Below are 17588 nucleotides of genomic sequence, written 5' to 3' on the forward strand. Positions count from 1 at the left end.
TCTCTATAAATATGGGTTATATATGGGTCATATATGGCTTATATATGGGTTATATATGGGTTATCTCCGGGAACGCAGCACAGTAGTAGCTTTACAATGACTGTACAGATACTTTATTATGTACATCCTTGTAAATTAATAAGCTTCAGAATAAATAAAAGTACTATATCAGAAGTTGAAGGCTATTTTTAGGGTATAGGGGCGCAAATACAGGCACTACCGGCAATCGCTATACTAATCCTCCAGCAGCGATTTTACCAGCGCCTTCCATTGTAGTTTTGAGATACCTATTGCTCCTCCGGCGCCTATCACTGCGTTACGGATCTTATCCTTTGTTTCCGTCGCATCCGTATTGGGCACCTCATTCCTGCCGTATACAGTCGCTGTTACCTCCTCTTCATCCCGGGTGATCACAAAGGAACTGGTGGCCTCCTCCTTGAGGAAATGCGCTGTGCCGGCATGTTTCTGTAAAGGGTGACCTGTGGGCCTTGCTCTTATAAAGAACACCTGTTGCCGGTCGTTCAGTCGTACATCTTCCATCTGTTCTATCAATACCCAGTCATACCCCTTCCCTACACTGTTGCCCGGACCAGGTATATCAATACGGATATATAAGCCGGCGCTGGCGGGGCCCTCTACCTCTTCTCCCATTTTATCTACGAGCTGAAATTCTGAAGATAAAGCTCCACACAATTTTCCCCACCCATTTATATGCTGCAGCCTTGTGACAGCACGCTCAAAAATTGAGATAGCAGCCTGTTCATTGCCGGCCTGCCTTTCTGCGGAGGTTTCCGTCTCCTCGCCTGTATATTGTACAGGAATGAACGGTGCTGAAATATGATCTGGCATACAATTGATTTAGAATAGATACTATTAAAATTTTATGCCAGAACAAACACAGCTGATATGGATAATACGGTACCCGTTATATTGACGATCAATTGCGGCTCTTCCAGCCTCAAGTTTGCGCTTTTCGACCTGTCCTCAATACGGTTGATCAGTCAGGGAAATATTCAGGACATTGGCCGGGATAGCAGCATCCGCCTGATGGATGCGCGTGGTCATGAAGAACGTGTTGACCAGCCTGTTGCTGACCTGGACGCCGCTATACAATTCCTTGTCCAGCTGCTGAACGAAAGTTACAGCCCATACACGATCCATGCTATCGGCCACAGGATCGTTCAGGGAGGAAAGGAACATTACCTGCCTGAGCTGATCACTACAGACCTGCTGCAGGCATTCGAAACATTGATCCCACTGGCGCCTGGTCATTTACCGGCAGAAATAAAGGCTATACAAGCATTTGAAAATGCTTATCCCGGTACGCCGCAGGTGGCCTGCTTTGATACCGCTTTTCATAAAGACATGCCTTTCGCCGCCAGGCATTTTGCGCTTCCCAGACACCTGTGGGATGACGGTTTGATCAGGTATGGATTTCATGGCTTGTCGTATGAGTATATTTATCAACAACTGAAGCAATTCGCACCACAGGAAGCCAGCGGTAGCGTTGTTATTGCTCATCTCGGCAACGGCGCCAGCATGGCGGTGGTGAAGAACGGCAGGAGCCTTGATACAACGATGGGGCTGACGCCCACGGGCGGACTGGTCATGAGTACACGCTCAGGCGATCTTGATCCTGGTGTGATACTTTACCTGCTGAAGGAAAAACACTTCATCAGTGAACGCGCGCTGAATGAACTGCTCAATAAGGAATCCGGATTGAAAGGAGTTTCCGGTAGTGCGTCGGATATTAAGACGTTACTTGAACAGGAAGCCAAAGACCAAAGGGCCGCCGAAGCCGTCCAGCTGTTCTGCTACCAGGCAAAGAAATACATCGGGGCATTAACGGCCGCTGCAGGCGGCATCAACACACTGGTATTTACCGGTGGCATCGGCGTACATGCACCGCTCATCAGGGAAAGGATCTGTGAAGGACTTGAGTACCTGGGCATTGCGGTCGACCCGTTTCTGAACGATGACAGGAACGATATTATCTCTCCCTCCGGCAGCCGTGTTACCGTTCGCGTGATGGCGACGAATGAAGAACTCATCATTGCACAGCATACCCAACAATGCCTGCAGTCACATAAAACCACACACTATGGCAACACTCACACATGACCAATTACAAGACATCCATGCCTACTGGGAAGCATCCAATTACCTCGCCGCGGCCCAGATCTACCTGCAGGCTAACCCATTACTGAAAGAACCTTTGTCACCCGACCATATTAAGCCCCGCCTGCTGGGGCATTGGGGCACTTCTCCCGGGCTTAATTTTATCTACACACATCTTAACCGGCTGATCAGGGATATGGATGCCAATGTCCTGTTTGTATGTGGCCCCGGACATGGCGCTCCCGCTGTGCTGGCACAAACATACCTGGAAGGTACCTATACAGAGACCTACCCGGACATCTCACAGGATGAGAAAGGCATGAAACAATTCTTCCGCCAGTTCTCTACTCCCGGCGGCATTCCCAGTCACGTGAGCGCACATACGCCGGGCTCGATACATGAAGGTGGGGAATTAGGCTATTCCCTGGCACATGCTGCCGGCGCGGTTATGGACAATCCTGAGCTGATAGCTGCCTGTGTGGTGGGTGATGGGGAAGCAGAAACAGGACCGCTGGCAGGCAGCTGGAAACTCAATTGTTTCCTGAATCCTGTACGTGATGGCGCGGTACTGCCGATACTGCACCTGAACGGATACAAGATATCCGGACCCACTGTAATGGGACGCATGTCAGACCAATCGCTCGCCACACTTTTTAACGGTTACGGCTATGCTACCTTATTTGTAAAGGCAGAAGGAACGGATGCCATTCACCTGGAAATGGCAGTAGCCCTGGACACTGCCTATGAACAGATCAGGGAAATACAGGATAATGCCAGAAGTGGTAAAAAACGCCCGGAAGTACTTCTCTGGCCGATCATTATATTACGCTCTCCCAAAGGGTGGACAGGCCCTGTCATGTGGAAAGGGAAACACATAGAAGGCACTTTCCGCGCTCACCAGGTACCACTGGCCGATGTGAAGGAAGACCAGGATCAGCTGGCATTGCTGGAACAGTGGCTGCGCAGCTACAGACCCGACAAACATTTTACGGATGATGGTCATCTGCTGCCATCATTGGCCAGACTGGCACCCGCGGGCCACAAACGCATGGGCGCAAACCCATATGCCAACGGTGGGAAGACTGCCCTGCCGCTGGATATGCCCGATTTCACCCTTTACGCGGTGGAAGTTACGCAGCCGGGTGTTACCATTGCAGAAGGTACAAGAGAACTGGGCAAGATGCTGAGAGACATTTTTAAACTGAACGCTGAGAGCAGGAACTTCCGCTTGTTCTGTCCTGATGAAACCAGCTCCAACCGGCTGAACGCAGTATTTGAAGCCACGGACAGATGTTTTATGGAACCAGTGCTGGACAGCGACGATCACCTGTCGCCCGACGGCAGAGTCATGGAAGTGCTCAGTGAGCATCTCTGCCAGGGCTGGCTGGAAGGTTACCTGCTCACGGGCAGGCATGGCATTTTCCCCTGTTATGAGGCCTTTATCACCATCGTGGACTCTATGTTCAACCAGCACGCGAAATGGCTGAAAATGTGCCTGGAAATACCCTGGCGGAACGATCTGCCCTCCCTCAACTACCTGCTTACTTCCCATAGCTGGCGGCAGGACCATAACGGTTACAGTCACCAGGGACCGGGATTCATTGATACCGTCGTCAATAAGAAAAGTTCCGTTGTCCGCATCTACCTGCCTCCCGATGCCAATTGCCTTTTGTCAGTGATGGATCATTGCCTGAGAAGCAAGAACTATGTCAATCTCGTGGTGGCAGGCAAGCAACCGGCTTTGCAATGGCTCAACATTGCCCAGGCCACAGCGCACTGTGCACAGGGAGCGTCTGTATGGGAATGGGCCGGCAACGACAACAATGAGCAACCCGATGTGGTGCTGGCCTGCGCCGGAGATGTACCTACACTGGAAACTGTTGCAGCGGCATGGTTACTTCGCAGGCATATTCCCGACTTAAAGGTGAGGGTAGTAAATGTGGTGGACCTGATGTCGCTTTCTCCCCGCGAATACCATCCCCATGGAATGGACGCTGCACTTTTCACGGAACTGTTCACAGATGATGCGCCCGTCATATTTGCCTTCCATGGTTATGTCAGGATCATTCATGATCTTGTACACGGTCGGCCGGATCCTGCCAGGTTCCATGTAAGAGGATTCATGGAGGAAGGGACCACCACTACCCCATTCGATATGGTGGTGCTAAACAAGATAAGCCGCTATCATCTCGCCATTGCCGCTATACAGAGAACAGAAAGAGCGCTGGAAAAAGGAGATGTGGTGATAAATCATTTTGAAGATAAACTACACATGCATAGTATATACATCCGGGAATGCCTGGAAGATATGCGTGATATTAAGAACTGGAAATGGGAAGACGTTGTATAAAATAAAAACACCGGAATAGGATTATTCCGGTGTGCTGCTTAAACCTACAACTGTTACATTATCTGTAATCAAATATTTTTCTGTTACAAAAGTAAGTGAGCATTTCTGCATAGTCGCTGTACGAAGTCTGGATTTTATTGGACAAATCGCGGTTTTTTCCTAAAACCTTTTCATTTTCACACATATCACAACTTTGTCTACATGAAAACACCGGGATAGGAATACCCCGGTGTGCTACTTAAAACCTACAACTGTTACACTGTATGTAACAAAATCCTTCAATCATTATTAGTTAAATATTCAACTATTAGGTCAAAAAAAAGCTACTCCTCTTCGAGATTGCTTTTAATGACCATCAATGACCTGGTTACGTTTTTAATATAATCTGCAGACAGCCCTTTGCTGACCTGTGCATGTAGTTCGTGTATGATGGGGATCAGCAGGTCGGTCACCCGCCGCCCTGCTTCCGTCATGTGTATGATCTTGTTCCTTCTGTCATTGGGATCTTCTACTCTCACCACCAAACCTCTTTTGGTCAGGTTATCCAGCAGGTAAGTAATGCTTGTTTTATCCTTATTCAGTAAGTTGGCTATTTCCTGTTGATTGATCTCACCACGCTCCAGTAATGTGTTGATAACCTGTAACATTTCGAAGGTCAGGTCAATATTCTGTTCCCGCAGCCGGCGCTGTACAAAATGCCGCATAGCGTCTCTTACGACTGATACAGCCTCTCCCAATGCCTTGATATGAACAATTTCTTCAGGTGATTTCACACACTAAAATAATCATTAATTAGTTAAACCTACAACTATTTTTCAAAATCCTCTCCCGCCATCTGGCCATTGCACATAGCACCCGCCTTTGTACCCGCGGCAGCAGCAGCCATTACCTGGTGCATCATTGGGTGCGCTACATCTCCGGCAGCAAAAACACCCGGTACCGTCGTTTGCTGGAACTCATCCACTTTAATGGAACCCGCTTCTTCCAGCTCACATCCCAGCTGAACAGCCAGCTCATTATGGAACTGCATACGGACAGGTCTGACATAAGCGGCCTGCCTGCGATGGTCCGTTCCATCTGCCAATATGATCCTGATGCCATCGCCCTCATCTGCTATTGCTGTCACCGGTGTTTCTATTACCCTGATATGCTGCTTCTGCAGCTTTGCCTGCTGCTCCCCGGAAAAAGCGCTCTTTCCGTTGGTGAATATGGTCAGGTCTTTATTCAGGTTATAGATCAAGCCTACCTGATGAAAGGCGATATCATCATTGCCGATCAGTGCTACAGGCGTATTCCTTACTTCGAAGCCATGGCAATAAGGACAATGGATCACTTTGTTGCCCCATAATGCCTGTACACCGGCTATCTCCGGCAAAACATCCTTCACACCTGTAGCGAGGATGAGCTTGCGGACAATGTAAGTACCCCCTCCTGCAGTCTCCAGCCTGAAACCTTCATCTACCTTTGCGGCGATTACCACTCTTTCCTGTGCAATGGTAACAGTAGGGTATGCTTTCAGTTGTTCCCTTCCGATAGCCAGGATCTCTAAGGGCGATACGCCATCCCGTGTAAATACATTGTGTGCATGTGCTGCCGGTTTGTTGCGTGGTTCACCTGTGTCGAATACTACTGTTTGGCGTATAGAACGACCAAGTATCAAAGCGGCGGCAAGTCCCGCAGATGCTCCGCCTATAATGGCGACGTCAAATTGCTGTATATTCTTCATTCAATAAAAGTACGAATGAAGGATTTTGCTGTAATAGGATTAAGTACGGATTCTATAGGACAAATCAAGGGTTATCCACAATCCCGTTCACATCGTTAGTATACATCTGCCTGCATGGAATATCAGAAATATCTCGCACAACGCGTATTGTCTACACGCTTGTTGTGTGGAAATAAGATGCCGATGGATAATTCGTGAGAACCACGCTGGTAACGTGATATTCCATTCGTGGAAAGATCATAGGAATAACCCAGCCGCATATTGTCTGATACAAATACTTCTGCCATAACGCTGATAGCTGTACCGGGATCAACTGATGAAGTCAATGCTGTTTTTCCCCACAGGTTCATACCCGCCCGGTAAGAGGCTCCCAGCCACAGGCGCTCCTGCAGCAATACAAAAACATTAAGGTCAATATTGGTCGGCCCTTTCAGATCTTCCTTGATCATCACTGAAGGCTTCAGTTTAATATCATTGTTAAGATATATCACCGTACCGCCACTGAGATAGATATGCCTGGATTTACGTAAGGTAGAATACAAAGTGCCGTTGCCAAAGTACATTTTACCACCGGTATAAGCAGAGAAGAGGTCCATAATGGAAAAACCTATAAAGGTCCTGTAAGTGTTGTAATAAATACCAAAACGGGCATCGGGCACCAGTGTACTTTGTTTGCCAAGCGTCAGGGCCGGATCATCTGCATCCACATATTTACGGGAGCTGCCATCTACTGCATATTGTGTTATACCCAGGCCCAGCCCAATGCTCAGGCGGCTGTCGTTAGCCATTGGTATACGGTAGGCATAAGAACCATATAATGCAATAGACTCCTGCGGACCAAGACGGTCCCACGTTACCTGCCCTCCCAGGCCTACTCTTTTCGTATAGACATCCGTAACGCCGTCCATCGCAACGGTGCCCGTTTGCGGCGCACCCTGGAAACCGGCCCACTGCTGGCGATAAGTACTGTGCAGGTATAACTCTTCTCTGTACCCTGCATAGGCAGGATTTACACTCAGACCATTAAACACATACTGACTGAACTGCACATCCTGCTGTGCCTGCACAATGCAGGTCAGTAAGAGGGAAATGAACAGTAAACAAGCCCTTTTCATAATGTTATTTTTGGATCAGCTCTATGTATCCCTTGTATACTTTTACGGTACGGGACATATTGATCTTCAGTACATAATAATAGATCCCTGCGGATAATCCCGCACCACTCCAGTTGTTGCTGTAGTTGCCGGACTGATACACCTGGTTGCCCCAACGGTTATATATTTCCAATACAGAACCCGGGTACTGTTCTATGCCTCTTACCATGAAATAATCATTCTTACCATCGCCATTGGCCGTTACCACATTGGGAATAAAAAGATCAGGAGAGATCTCCACCGGCTTGATGGTTGCAGTATTGTTGCCCTCATCAGGATCCTGTTCCTGGCCCGATACAATGGCTGTATTTTCCAGCAATCCGCCCCGGGTGATACGGGTAGTGAACGACAACTGCACGGGTTTGTTCACATAGACCGTATCGATAGTCCATACTACCTGCCGTGTACGGGTATTGAAGATGGTATTTCCCCTGGTCGTGGTGATGTTCACCACATCTTCCAGCATATTGGAAATATCATCTGTTACTATCACCTGTGTAGCATGGTCAAGTCCCTTATTATTTACCGTAATAGTGAAGGTAGCTTCATCTCCTATTGTGGGTGCGTCTGCAATTGTAATGGTTTTAATGATGGACAGGTCGGCCACAGTACTGTTGCTGTAATAAATGGATCTGGTACAATTGCCTTTACTGAAAGGGTCTGTTACCGTGACGGTGATCGTACCCGTACCAACTACATTCGGAGAAAGCGTACTGAAATTCCCTTTGCCATCAGTATGTGTGGTGGTAATACTTCCATCAGGATAGGTAACAAGTATATCAGCACGTGGCATGGCCTTTCCTGAAATGGTCAGCAAACCACCTTCCTGTTTCACAGGGTCGTTCACAACAAATACAGGGAATAATTCTGTCAGTGTCACCTTCAGAGATGAAGAACAGCCGTTCTTATCGGTCAGGGTCACACTGTAATCTCCCGCCGGCAGATTGATGATCTTATTGTTGGTAGCACCTGTGCTCCATGCGATGCGGTAAGGCGGCGTACCGCCAACAGCAGTCAGTGAAAGGGAACCGGTGCTTTCTCCGTGGCAGGTAACATCTTTCGGTGTTACGATCAGCCCGATAGCTGCAGGGGCAGGTACGGTGATGGTATCAGGCGCAGAGGCGCAACCCTTATCGTTCATCACCTGCACACTGTAATCGCCACCCTTCAGATTGGAAAAAGTGTTTCCTGTTGCCCAGCTGCTTCCGTTCAAGGCATACTGGTAACCGTTGCCCGGAGCCTGTATAGTAATGCTGCCATCACTGCTGTTGTTGCAGGTTGCAGCCGTGGCCGATGCGCTGAATGTTGGTAATGGCGGTACTACCATTGTAAAATCGGTTGTATTGCTGCAACCGCTTGCTGTAGTTATCTCATAAGTAACAACAGCCGTACCGGGCGCTATGCCTGTTGCATGTCCGCCCGCATCTATTGTCAGTACACTGTTGTCACTGCTGCTCCATATGCCGCCACCGGTAGCACTGCTCAGGACTGCGCCGCTATTGCCGATACAGATCATATTGTTGCCGGTAACAGGCGCCACGAAGGGTTTTCCTTCCACCGTTACGGTTGTTGTGGCACTATTGGCGCACGTGCCATTTGTGAAACTGTAGTTTACTGTGTATACGCCAGGTACGCTGGCGCCAAGATCAAGCTTTCCGGTCTGCGCATCAATTACAAGTCCGGGAGTAGTGCTGAATATTCCGCCGCTGATACCGGTCTGTATCACATCGGCAGTACCTGTGAAACAGTACACTGCACGTCCGTAAGCAATAGTAGCTGCGGGAAGCGCATTCACAGTAATGCTGGTATCTGCGCTGCCTGTACAGCCATAACTATCAGTAACAGTATAAGCAACAGACGTCGTTCCAGGTGTTATGCCGGTTACTATGCCTGCAGCACTCACAGTAGCAATAGCAGTATTATCGCTGCTCCACAAGCCCGTGGCAGTGGCATTCGTTAAGGCGATCGTTTGTCCTTCGCACACGGCATTAGCGCCGGATATAGCGGATATAAGCGGCAATGCATGAATGTTTATATCTGCTTTTACGGCAGCAGTACATTGCCCATCGCTGAACGTATAAGTGATAGTATGTAAGCCCGCCGTACTGTTCTGCAGGTCGATCGTACCAGTGGCAGCATCAATGATCAATCCGGCAGTACCGCTGTATGCACCGCCGCTGATACCGGTTTGTTTCACTGTAACGATACCTGTTGCACAGAGATCTGCGGGATAGCTGATGGTGGCAACAGGCGGCGTATTAACGTTAACCAAAGCTGTAGCTGCTGAAGAGGTACACCCGCGTCCGTCAACAGTGGTGACAATATAGGTATAGCTGCTGCCGGCAGCAGATGGCGCAGCTGTAGTGTTTTGCAACATATTACTTGTAATAGCGCCACCCGCAGCAGGTGAGGATGACCACTGGTAACTGTAAGGCGGCAGTGTATTTGCTGCTGTTGCCGACAATGTGATTGTATCTCCTGCACAAACACTGGTACTGCCTGCTGTTGCTGTGACTGTTGGCCTTGCATATACTGTCATGGTAGTAATAGCCGTGGCCTGGCATCCGGTAGCATCTGTAACTGTGTAGGTGATATCTGCATATCCTGCGCCGGTTGCCGATATTCTGCCGGTGGCGTCTACACTTGCAGTGGCAGCATTGTTGGTTGCCCATACACCTCCGGGCGTACTATTGGCAATAAGGCAGCTGGTTCCCTCGCAGATGCCAGGTGTTGCAGGCGTCAGTGTACTGGATGGCAGCACTCCTGCCATAGGAATGACTGCAATGTCATCCAGGGCGAGATCGTTCCCGTTACTGCCATTGGCATTGTTCTGCAGGAAGATGTCAGCCGTGTTGCCAGGCGCATTAAATGTAAATGTATATGCCGTCCATCCGCTACTGCTAACCGGCCCCGTACTGAAAGAAGAGATCACCACCCCATCTGTACCGCTTATTCCTGCAAGGATTTCCGGCCGGACAGGCGCCGCCGGATTCGCATTCGCCACCCAGAAACGCAGTTTGTAAGGCTGTCCGGGAAGCAGGTTGGTAAGCCTTTTCCTGTAAAAAACGTCCTTTTGTCCGCTGCCGTTAACAAGCATCATATTCCCTGTACCGGTGGTATGGTCTGTCAACGTCGCGGCATTGTCTGTTGTATGGATGGTATAATAACCATCACTGAGATCGTTGTTGTTCTGATAGTGATACGATGTGGTTACGAGAGGTGCTGTTGCCGCAGTGCCAAAATCTTCTGCCGATATCACGCCACATGCCTGTGAAATAGCTGTTGGCGACAGCAACGCTTCACGTACTACCACATGTACTATTTCTCCTGCTGCTACATTGATGCTTGTTTGCGCGGTGCTGACAGATGCAGTTGAATTGGCAGTAGGATCGTACAGCAGGATACTTTCCAGGCCCCAGCCCGCAGGTATGATTGCCGACAATGTATAAGGGCCTGCATCTACAGGCAGTATCACCACATTGCCTTTATAGGGAAGACGAGGTCTTTCATCATCTATCCAGATGCCTTGTGCAGGCGTACGTGCATAAATTGTTCCCGCCGCATTGGCGGCTGCAGAGGTACACCATGCCTGGCCCGCAACACCGGCAGTAATATGATTGAAGAATATATTGGCGCTTGCATCGGGTATCCAGGTAGTGCCTCCACCCCACTTATAACCATTGGCATAGATCGTTCCGTCATCGTCAAACGCAACATCCGTTGTACCCGGACTGCCAATGTTGGTAGCAGCTCCTCCCGCAAACGGCAATGTAAAGACTGATCCGCCACTGTTGTAATAAACGATCTGTCCTGAAGAAGGCAGCATGTCCAGCCGGGTGGCAGCGCCTGCAGGCGCCAGTATGGTCCATGTATCCGTATAAGGCGCTGACACGCCGTCATTTTTCCAGATACTGCCGTCGTCTGTCACAATTGCAATACGTCCCTCTCCATAGGTGATATCTGTTGCTTTCAGACCAGCATGTGCAGTTGCAGTATATATAAGTTGCTGACTACTCCCATCAAAAAAATATGCATTGCCGTTAGCATCGACATCGACAAATTGCCCCGGCCCGGCGCCATCCAGGGAGCTTCCGGCGAAGCCTGTAGCTGTCCACTGACTGCTGCCTGCCGTTCTGTGATAAATTTGTCCCGAAGCTTCCATAGAAGCCCACAACTCCCCGTCACCCAGCCCGTTGGCAGTGATGCCATGACTGGCGCCAATATCATAGGTACGGTCAGACACAAGCGGCTGATCATTCAGGTAAAAGTCAGGAACGGCCGTTGGCCCTCCATTTATAGCGAACTGAAAATCAGGAGATGATTCTTCATTTAGTGCGCTGACATGTACGTAGATATATCCCTTTTGCGCTATTGCTGTTGATACAAAAAAAAATACCGGCGACAAAGTTTTCAATAATCCAATGGCTATTCGATTCATAAGTAACTGGGAACTAGACGGATTCCTCAGAAGGCAATCCACTAACTATACATAACCTGGTTTCTAATATAGAGATAATTATGATATAAATATAATATGATTGGGGATCACTATATCTTCAACCTAAAGAGCACACACGAAATCATTCAGTTACGCACTTTTCCACATAGCATATACTCATAATAGCAATAAACCGTTAAAAGGTAAGAGGAACGGCCTGAATATTGCAGGCTATTCATTAAAACCGGTACAGCCCCTGACCAGTTCAATCAAGACCAGGCGGCATACCTCATGGTGACCGGATCCCTAAAACAATCTTCTAAACATTAAACGATGAAAAAGCTCACTCTTCTCCTGTTTACATTACTCATTGCCACCGGTAGTATTTTTGCACAAAGTGCGGGAGACAAAATACTTGGTACATGGCTGAACGAAGAAAAAGATGGTAAGATCGAGATCTATAAAAGCGGCAGCAAATATTTCGGTAAGCTGGTGTGGGGCAAGAATATGTATGAGCCGGATGGCAGCTCCCGGACAGATATCAAGAATCCCGATCCGAAGTTGAGAAGTCGTAAACTGCAGGACCTCGTGTTGCTAACCAATTTCACTTACGATGACGGAGAATGGGAAGGTGGAAAGATCTATGACCCAAAGAGTGGCAAGACCTACAGTTGCGTGATGAAGTTTAAGGGGAATATATTACAGATCAAGGGATACATCGGCATCACCTTGCTGGGCCGAACTACAACGTGGACTAAGGCTTAGACGCTATAAAAAACCAGGCAGGCGGGGAAGGCGGCGTCATGATAAACGACCGCTTTCCTCAACCTGCCGGTCAAACCTGTTGGCATAGGTTTGTTATCCTACCTGTCCTAAATGGTTCTCTTGGAACACGCTATGCTTTTACTGCTGCAAAGCAGTGATCAATTCCTTCCTTACTTTCTGAAGTTGAAATTCCTCGAGATATTGAACCCGAAGAAGATATCTCCTTTACCCCAGCTGCCATTTGTTTTAGACAGGTAATAAGGTCCAACCATTCCATTGGAATTCGTGAATACCAGCTGAAACACGTGTCCTCCTGTCTCGATGTCTATTCCGAGGGAAAGTGAATTATATGCTTTCGTTGACACGACCTGGTCAGGCAACAGATAATTATATTCAGCTGTAAAACTCATCCGCTTCGTGAACTTCATTCTGCCACCAGCACTGATGGCAAAGATGTCATTATTATCCTGTGGTGTAGCTACGAGATTATAATGCGTCCACGATGGCGCCACCTGCAGGGACAGGCTTGGTGAAAACTTCCTGGCTATGAGTAGCTGGGAAGTATAACTGGTACGGAAACGCGTATTCAGAAATGCTTTATCCGTATAACGCTGTGTATAGTGAGTCACGAGTTCGTAAAGACTGATGGAAACAGGTACAGCGCCTGCACCTGCGGATTGACGTAATATTTTATACTTGATATTTCCGTCGAATGCTTTGTCAACAGAACTTCTGCCTACGCCTACGGATAACCTGTCAGTTAACCCATAATCCAGGCCAAAGCGGATAGAAGCATTGTCCAGTCCGAACAGCTCATAAGCACCTTCATTCAGCTTACCGAAACGGTGCATAATGAGGAACTGCAGGTTTTGTTTACCGGGCGATTCTACAGTAGGCATATTGATCAGCTGTGTAGCTTTGAACGTCCCCGTTACGATATGCTGCTTGTCGGCAGCATTCTCGGAACTGTTCAACATATTCAGCAGACTCGTATCCTGCGCTATGGCAGCTACATTTCCAAGTAATAAACACAATATGATATAACAGGCTATCTTTTGCATATTCAAAACTATTTTGCCGGCAGACACACCGCGACGATTTGTATATTAATTTGTGACGCAATCTTATCTTTTACCAGAGACGGGATCTTGATATTAAAGTCGGAAGGTTTTACTGCAAAATTGGATTTGGCAGTCAGTTTTCCTTCCTGTACTTCCAGCTCTCCGGGTACAGTGACCTGCTGCGTAACGCCGTGCAGTGTCAGCTGTCCGCTTACCTGTACTTTATATGTACCGGGTTTAGCGGGTACATCGCCGGTGAAAGTACCGCTGAACTGTGCCTTCGGAAACTTTTCGCTTTCCACGTAGTTCTCATTATAGTGCTCCTGCATCAGCTGTTTTGGAAACAGGAAATTCCGCTGCAACAATGTAAACGCGACGGATTTCTTTGTGAGATCTACAGCGGCGAATGCCTGGCTGTTCTCAGCTTTGATGTCTTCCAGTGGTGTTTTGGAAAAAAAGCTGACATTCCCGTTCCTGGTCATATATGTCTGCGCCTGCATGGGCAGGTAAAACACACAAACCAGTACAATAAAGCATATGGTTCTCATCTTACAACAGTTTAATTGTTCAGTGCACCATGATTGATCCAGGATCTGATCTTGTTGATATTACAATCAGACAGTTTAGAGCCACCCTGTGGCATAGCAGGATAACCAGCATCGTGGTTGATCACATGCAGGAGGTTACCATTGTCAACCTGCGCCTTTACACCGGCATAGTTGCCCAGTGATACGCCACCGCTTACATTACCATTACCATGACAGCTATAACAGCTGGCAGTTATGATAGGCAATACATTGGCCGCATACTTCATGTTTGCGGTATCGCAGCTGTTGTCGCCACCACCACCACCGGGAGGATTGGGATTGTTGGTAATATCCTGTTCATTGTCTTTCGAACACGAAACGATAGTTGTTGTGAATGCAATGGCAATTGCAAATAAAGGAAACAGTAATTTTTTCATAATCAGAGTTGTTACTTGTGGTTTATAATAGTTGCGTCGACAATACTTACATCCATCAGCATTCCGGTACACATTCCTTTGATCAGCACAGACTCGCCCACCTTAGGCAGCTGTTGTTCGCCTCCCGGTACGATGCTGCAATTCACACCCCCTGCACCATTTCCTGCTCCTGCGAGCAATACCGATACAGATGTTCCTGTTTTCTGAACATCGGTAACAGTACCTTTTACTTCTACCACCTTATTCACATAATTGGTGTTGGCCTGCTGTTCATTGCTCGAAAATTCTTCATACAGCTTCTCTGCACTGATATGTTTATCCGTGCGCGATTCTGCAGCGGTAGTCCTTGGCTTGTTGTACAAATAGTATCCTGTTCCCGCCGCTATGAGGCAAAGCAATGCCCCTGCGAGAATGATCAATTTTCTTCGCGTCATGTTATAATCTTATTAAGTACGGTTCTTATTTAAGCCGCAAGGGCCGTGTCAGGCCCACGTTCATGCCCACACTGGTTACGGGTAGCTTTCCAACGCCAATGCCCTTTACAGGTATCATGGCATAGGGTTCTACCCGCAGGGTTCCCAGTACACCTACCGGTCGCTCATAACCGAGGCCCAGGTGCACGTTGGCAAACCAGTCTTTGGTGGCTTTTTTATACACCCAATCCCGGTCTCCGTAGGTTCCATAGTATTCGTAACTATAATTATATCCCTGTTTTTTCATGATGTACGACGACATCCCGCCATTCACATACCAACTGCTTTTAGGTCCTGTTGCAAAAGTATAGCGTACATTCAGCGGTATTTCATACATATTGCACCATCCATCCACTGCCAATACATTCATGTCTGTTGGCCATGTTGTTTTCTTCGGGTCGAAGTACTTACCATCTGAATAGTAGTATTTGCGTTCATATATCACACCCGTTTCCACCGCGAGCCTTTTACTTAACCTGTAACCGGCTATCAATCCTACGTTGTATCCCACATTGGAAGTACGCTGGAATTTTACGGTAGTGATATCAGGGCTGGCGATCAATCCGTAGTACAATCCCTTTTTCACGAAAGCCGGTTCCTGCCTCTCTTTCTTCAGCGGTACCGCTGCATCGTTACCTGTGACTGCGTTGGCTGGTATCCTGATCCTGTTGTTTGCATGCAGGATATGCATGTCCGGATACATATCCCTGTTAGCCGTCCCCCTGATACCGTCAAGGCTCAGCCGCGTATTATTAACAGCAGTTATCCCCGGCCTGGCAGCAGGATAACTGCTGGCGGGAACATCCGGCGTTACGCTGGCGCGTACAGCGGTATTCCCTGTCTTCCTGTTCACGGATGATTGTTCACTGTCCCTTGTCGTTGTCCGGCCGGCCGTATATTGGTCAGGTTTTACTGTAACCTCCTGCTTCACATTTCTGCCTACATGTTCATGCGTATCCTGGTGATCGTCGCTACCGGTAACAACGCTGTTCTCTTTGATGGACCGGCTTCCGTTTGTAGCGTCTTTGCCATGCTGATCTTCCTGAATTTTAGTGTCGTTCACCACATCATTGTCGTTCACCACAGTCCGGGAAGTCTGTATACCGGTGGTATTGTTATTAGCCGGTACCTGCTGTCTGTCAGGATGATGCCATGCCCTGCCCTCATCTCCTGCAAGAAGACGTTCTCCGTCGTACAAGCCTTTCACTGCTGTCACAAGAATAAGTGCAGTGATGATGGTAAAGAGACCGGGTTTAAACCACCAGCGACCGGTACGCCCGCCCGTAGCCGTCCCCTGCTGATTATTATCAGCCTGCTGCAACCTGTTCCGTACAGCTTCCCAATCTCCCCCGCCAGTGTTCAGGGGATAATCTGAGGCCGCATTGCGGAATAGTTCGTCCATATCGTCGTCTAGGAGCTGCATACGTCTATTTCAGGTATATCTGTGTTTAATTTCTTTTGTAAATACGCCCTCGCTTTTGCCAGGTTCGACTTTGAGGTACCAATACTGATATTGAGCTTATCAGCAATTTCCTGGTGGGAAAATCCATCAATTACATACATATTGAATACCACCTGGTAGGATGGTGGCAGTTCTTTGACCAGTACGATCAACTCTTTGTAATATAATTTCTGTTCGGCTGATTGTCCTACGTCCGGTACTTCCCATACCTCTTCCGGTATGCCCCCGATCTCAGGTATCATATTCTTCCGTCTCAGTTCATCAATTGCCGTATTGACCATAATCTTCCTGATCCATCCCATCAACATCTTTTCCTGGTCTTCTGATTCTTCGCAACTGAACTTGTCAAAACGGGTAAATACCTTCACAAAGCCATCGTTCACAACATCTTTGGCATTTTCATACCGGTAGATGTACCTGAACACGATCTTAAAAGCATAGCCATAGTATTGCTCATACAATAACTTCTGGCATCTGGGCTGTTTATTAATGCACCCCTGTATTATGGTAGTCAGTTGTTCCAATGCTTATCAATAGAGGCTCACATGTCCTGTATACCTTCTTAATACGGAACCCGGCAGGAAAGGTTGCCTGAGGTATAAAATAATTTCCAGATAAGAATCCCACAGCTATATAAACAACTATAAACCAATTACTTTTGGTAAAAAATTATTCCTGGCGCTGGTATTATCAATGTAAAATTACATTTATTCCGGTTCTGTTTTGATCCGGGGTTTGCCCGGGGTTGTCCGGGGTTTGCCCGGGGTTGCCCGGGGTTTCGCGGGGTTTCGCGGGGTTTCGCGGGGTTTCGCGGGGTTTGCCGGGGTTGCCCGGGGTTGCACCCCGCGCTACAAACACACGGCACCTACGGAGCCGATGGACGTTTTGTTTCCCGGTTTTATTATGATGCAGGGTGTAAACCAGGTTACAAACACATGGCAGCTATGGAGCCGACGGACGTTTTGTTTCCCGGTTTTATTATGACACAGGGTGTAAACCAGATTACAAACACGCGAATAACGTCGGCGGTGGAGCGATGGACGTTGGGTGTCCCGGTTTTATTTATGATGCAGGGTG

At 48.1% G+C, this 17588-nt stretch carries 14 protein-coding genes; 3 read left to right on the forward strand and 11 right to left on the reverse strand.

Annotation, left to right across the window (positions count from 1 at the left end):
• Window positions 1–234: 234 nt before the first annotated feature.
• Window positions 235–849: a hypothetical protein gene (locus MYF79_RS27675; RefSeq protein ID WP_247811113.1), complete on the reverse strand. Its 615-nt coding sequence runs from the start codon at window positions 847–849 to the stop codon at window positions 235–237.
• 57 nt (window positions 850–906) lie between these two features.
• Between MYF79_RS27675 and MYF79_RS27680 the strand changes: the two genes are divergently transcribed.
• Together MYF79_RS27680 and MYF79_RS27685 are read left to right on the forward strand one after the other, a co-directional pair.
• Complete coding sequence (locus tag MYF79_RS27680; RefSeq protein WP_247811114.1) at window positions 907–2121, forward strand: acetate/propionate family kinase; 1215 nt, start codon at window positions 907–909, stop codon at window positions 2119–2121.
• The gene (locus MYF79_RS27685) at window positions 2102–4468 is read left to right on the forward strand and encodes a phosphoketolase (protein WP_247811115.1); all 2367 of its coding nucleotides are present in this window, start codon (window positions 2102–2104) and stop codon (window positions 4466–4468) included. The genes MYF79_RS27680 and MYF79_RS27685 overlap by 20 nt, the downstream gene beginning before the upstream one ends.
• 323 nt (window positions 4469–4791) lie before the next feature.
• Here the strand turns inward: MYF79_RS27685 and MYF79_RS27690 are convergent, their stop codons facing one another.
• From MYF79_RS27690 to MYF79_RS27705, 4 genes are all read right to left on the reverse strand, one after another.
• Complete coding sequence (locus MYF79_RS27690) at window positions 4792–5241, reverse strand: MarR family winged helix-turn-helix transcriptional regulator (RefSeq protein WP_247811116.1); 450 nt, start codon at window positions 5239–5241, stop codon at window positions 4792–4794.
• Window positions 5242–5276: 35 nt separating this feature from the next.
• The gene (locus tag MYF79_RS27695) at window positions 5277–6194 is read right to left on the reverse strand and encodes an NAD(P)/FAD-dependent oxidoreductase (protein ID WP_247811117.1); all 918 of its coding nucleotides are present in this window, start codon (window positions 6192–6194) and stop codon (window positions 5277–5279) included.
• Between the two features lie 122 nt (window positions 6195–6316).
• A complete protein-coding gene (locus MYF79_RS27700; RefSeq protein ID WP_247811118.1) occupies window positions 6317–7309 on the reverse strand; it encodes a type IX secretion system membrane protein PorP/SprF in 993 nt (330 codons plus the stop codon).
• A 4-nt stretch (window positions 7310–7313) separates the two neighbouring features.
• Entirely contained in the window at window positions 7314–11786 is a 4473-nt protein-coding gene (locus MYF79_RS27705; protein WP_247811119.1) for a gliding motility-associated C-terminal domain-containing protein, read from the reverse strand.
• A 333-nt stretch (window positions 11787–12119) separates the two neighbouring features.
• Here MYF79_RS27705 and MYF79_RS27710 point away from each other — a divergent pair, with 333 nt between their 5' ends.
• On the forward strand, window positions 12120–12551 hold the full coding sequence (locus tag MYF79_RS27710) for a DUF2147 domain-containing protein (protein ID WP_199652665.1): 432 nt from the start codon (window positions 12120–12122) through the stop codon (window positions 12549–12551).
• A gap of 170 nt (window positions 12552–12721) precedes the next feature.
• Here the strand turns inward: MYF79_RS27710 and MYF79_RS27715 are convergent, their stop codons facing one another.
• The 6 genes from MYF79_RS27715 to MYF79_RS27740 are packed head-to-tail and all read right to left on the reverse strand — an operon-like array spanning window position 12722 to window position 17035.
• Window positions 12722–13612, reverse strand: a complete 891-nt coding sequence (locus MYF79_RS27715; RefSeq protein WP_247811120.1) for a DUF5777 family beta-barrel protein — start codon at window positions 13610–13612, stop codon at window positions 12722–12724.
• Between the two features lie 8 nt (window positions 13613–13620).
• Window positions 13621–14160 carry a YceI family protein gene (locus MYF79_RS27720; RefSeq protein ID WP_247811121.1) on the reverse strand — a complete coding sequence of 180 codons (540 nt, stop codon included), beginning with the start codon at window positions 14158–14160 and terminating at the stop codon, window positions 13621–13623.
• An 11-nt stretch (window positions 14161–14171) separates the two neighbouring features.
• Window positions 14172–14576, reverse strand: coding sequence for a c-type cytochrome (locus MYF79_RS27725; protein ID WP_247811122.1), 405 nt, complete (start codon window positions 14574–14576; stop codon window positions 14172–14174).
• Between the two features lie 11 nt (window positions 14577–14587).
• On the reverse strand, window positions 14588–15010 hold the full coding sequence (locus tag MYF79_RS27730; RefSeq protein WP_247811123.1) for an OB-fold putative lipoprotein: 423 nt from the start codon (window positions 15008–15010) through the stop codon (window positions 14588–14590).
• A gap of 25 nt (window positions 15011–15035) precedes the next feature.
• Window positions 15036–16472, reverse strand: a complete 1437-nt coding sequence (locus MYF79_RS27735; RefSeq protein WP_247811124.1) for an outer membrane beta-barrel protein — start codon at window positions 16470–16472, stop codon at window positions 15036–15038.
• Window positions 16460–17035: an RNA polymerase sigma factor gene (locus MYF79_RS27740; RefSeq protein WP_199652671.1), complete on the reverse strand. Its 576-nt coding sequence runs from the start codon at window positions 17033–17035 to the stop codon at window positions 16460–16462. The genes MYF79_RS27735 and MYF79_RS27740 overlap by 13 nt, the downstream gene beginning before the upstream one ends.
• Between the last annotated feature and the right edge of the window lie 553 nt (window positions 17036–17588).

It is taken from the genome of Chitinophaga filiformis (genome assembly GCF_023100805.1).
Lineage (GTDB): Bacteria > Bacteroidota > Bacteroidia > Chitinophagales > Chitinophagaceae > Chitinophaga > Chitinophaga filiformis_B.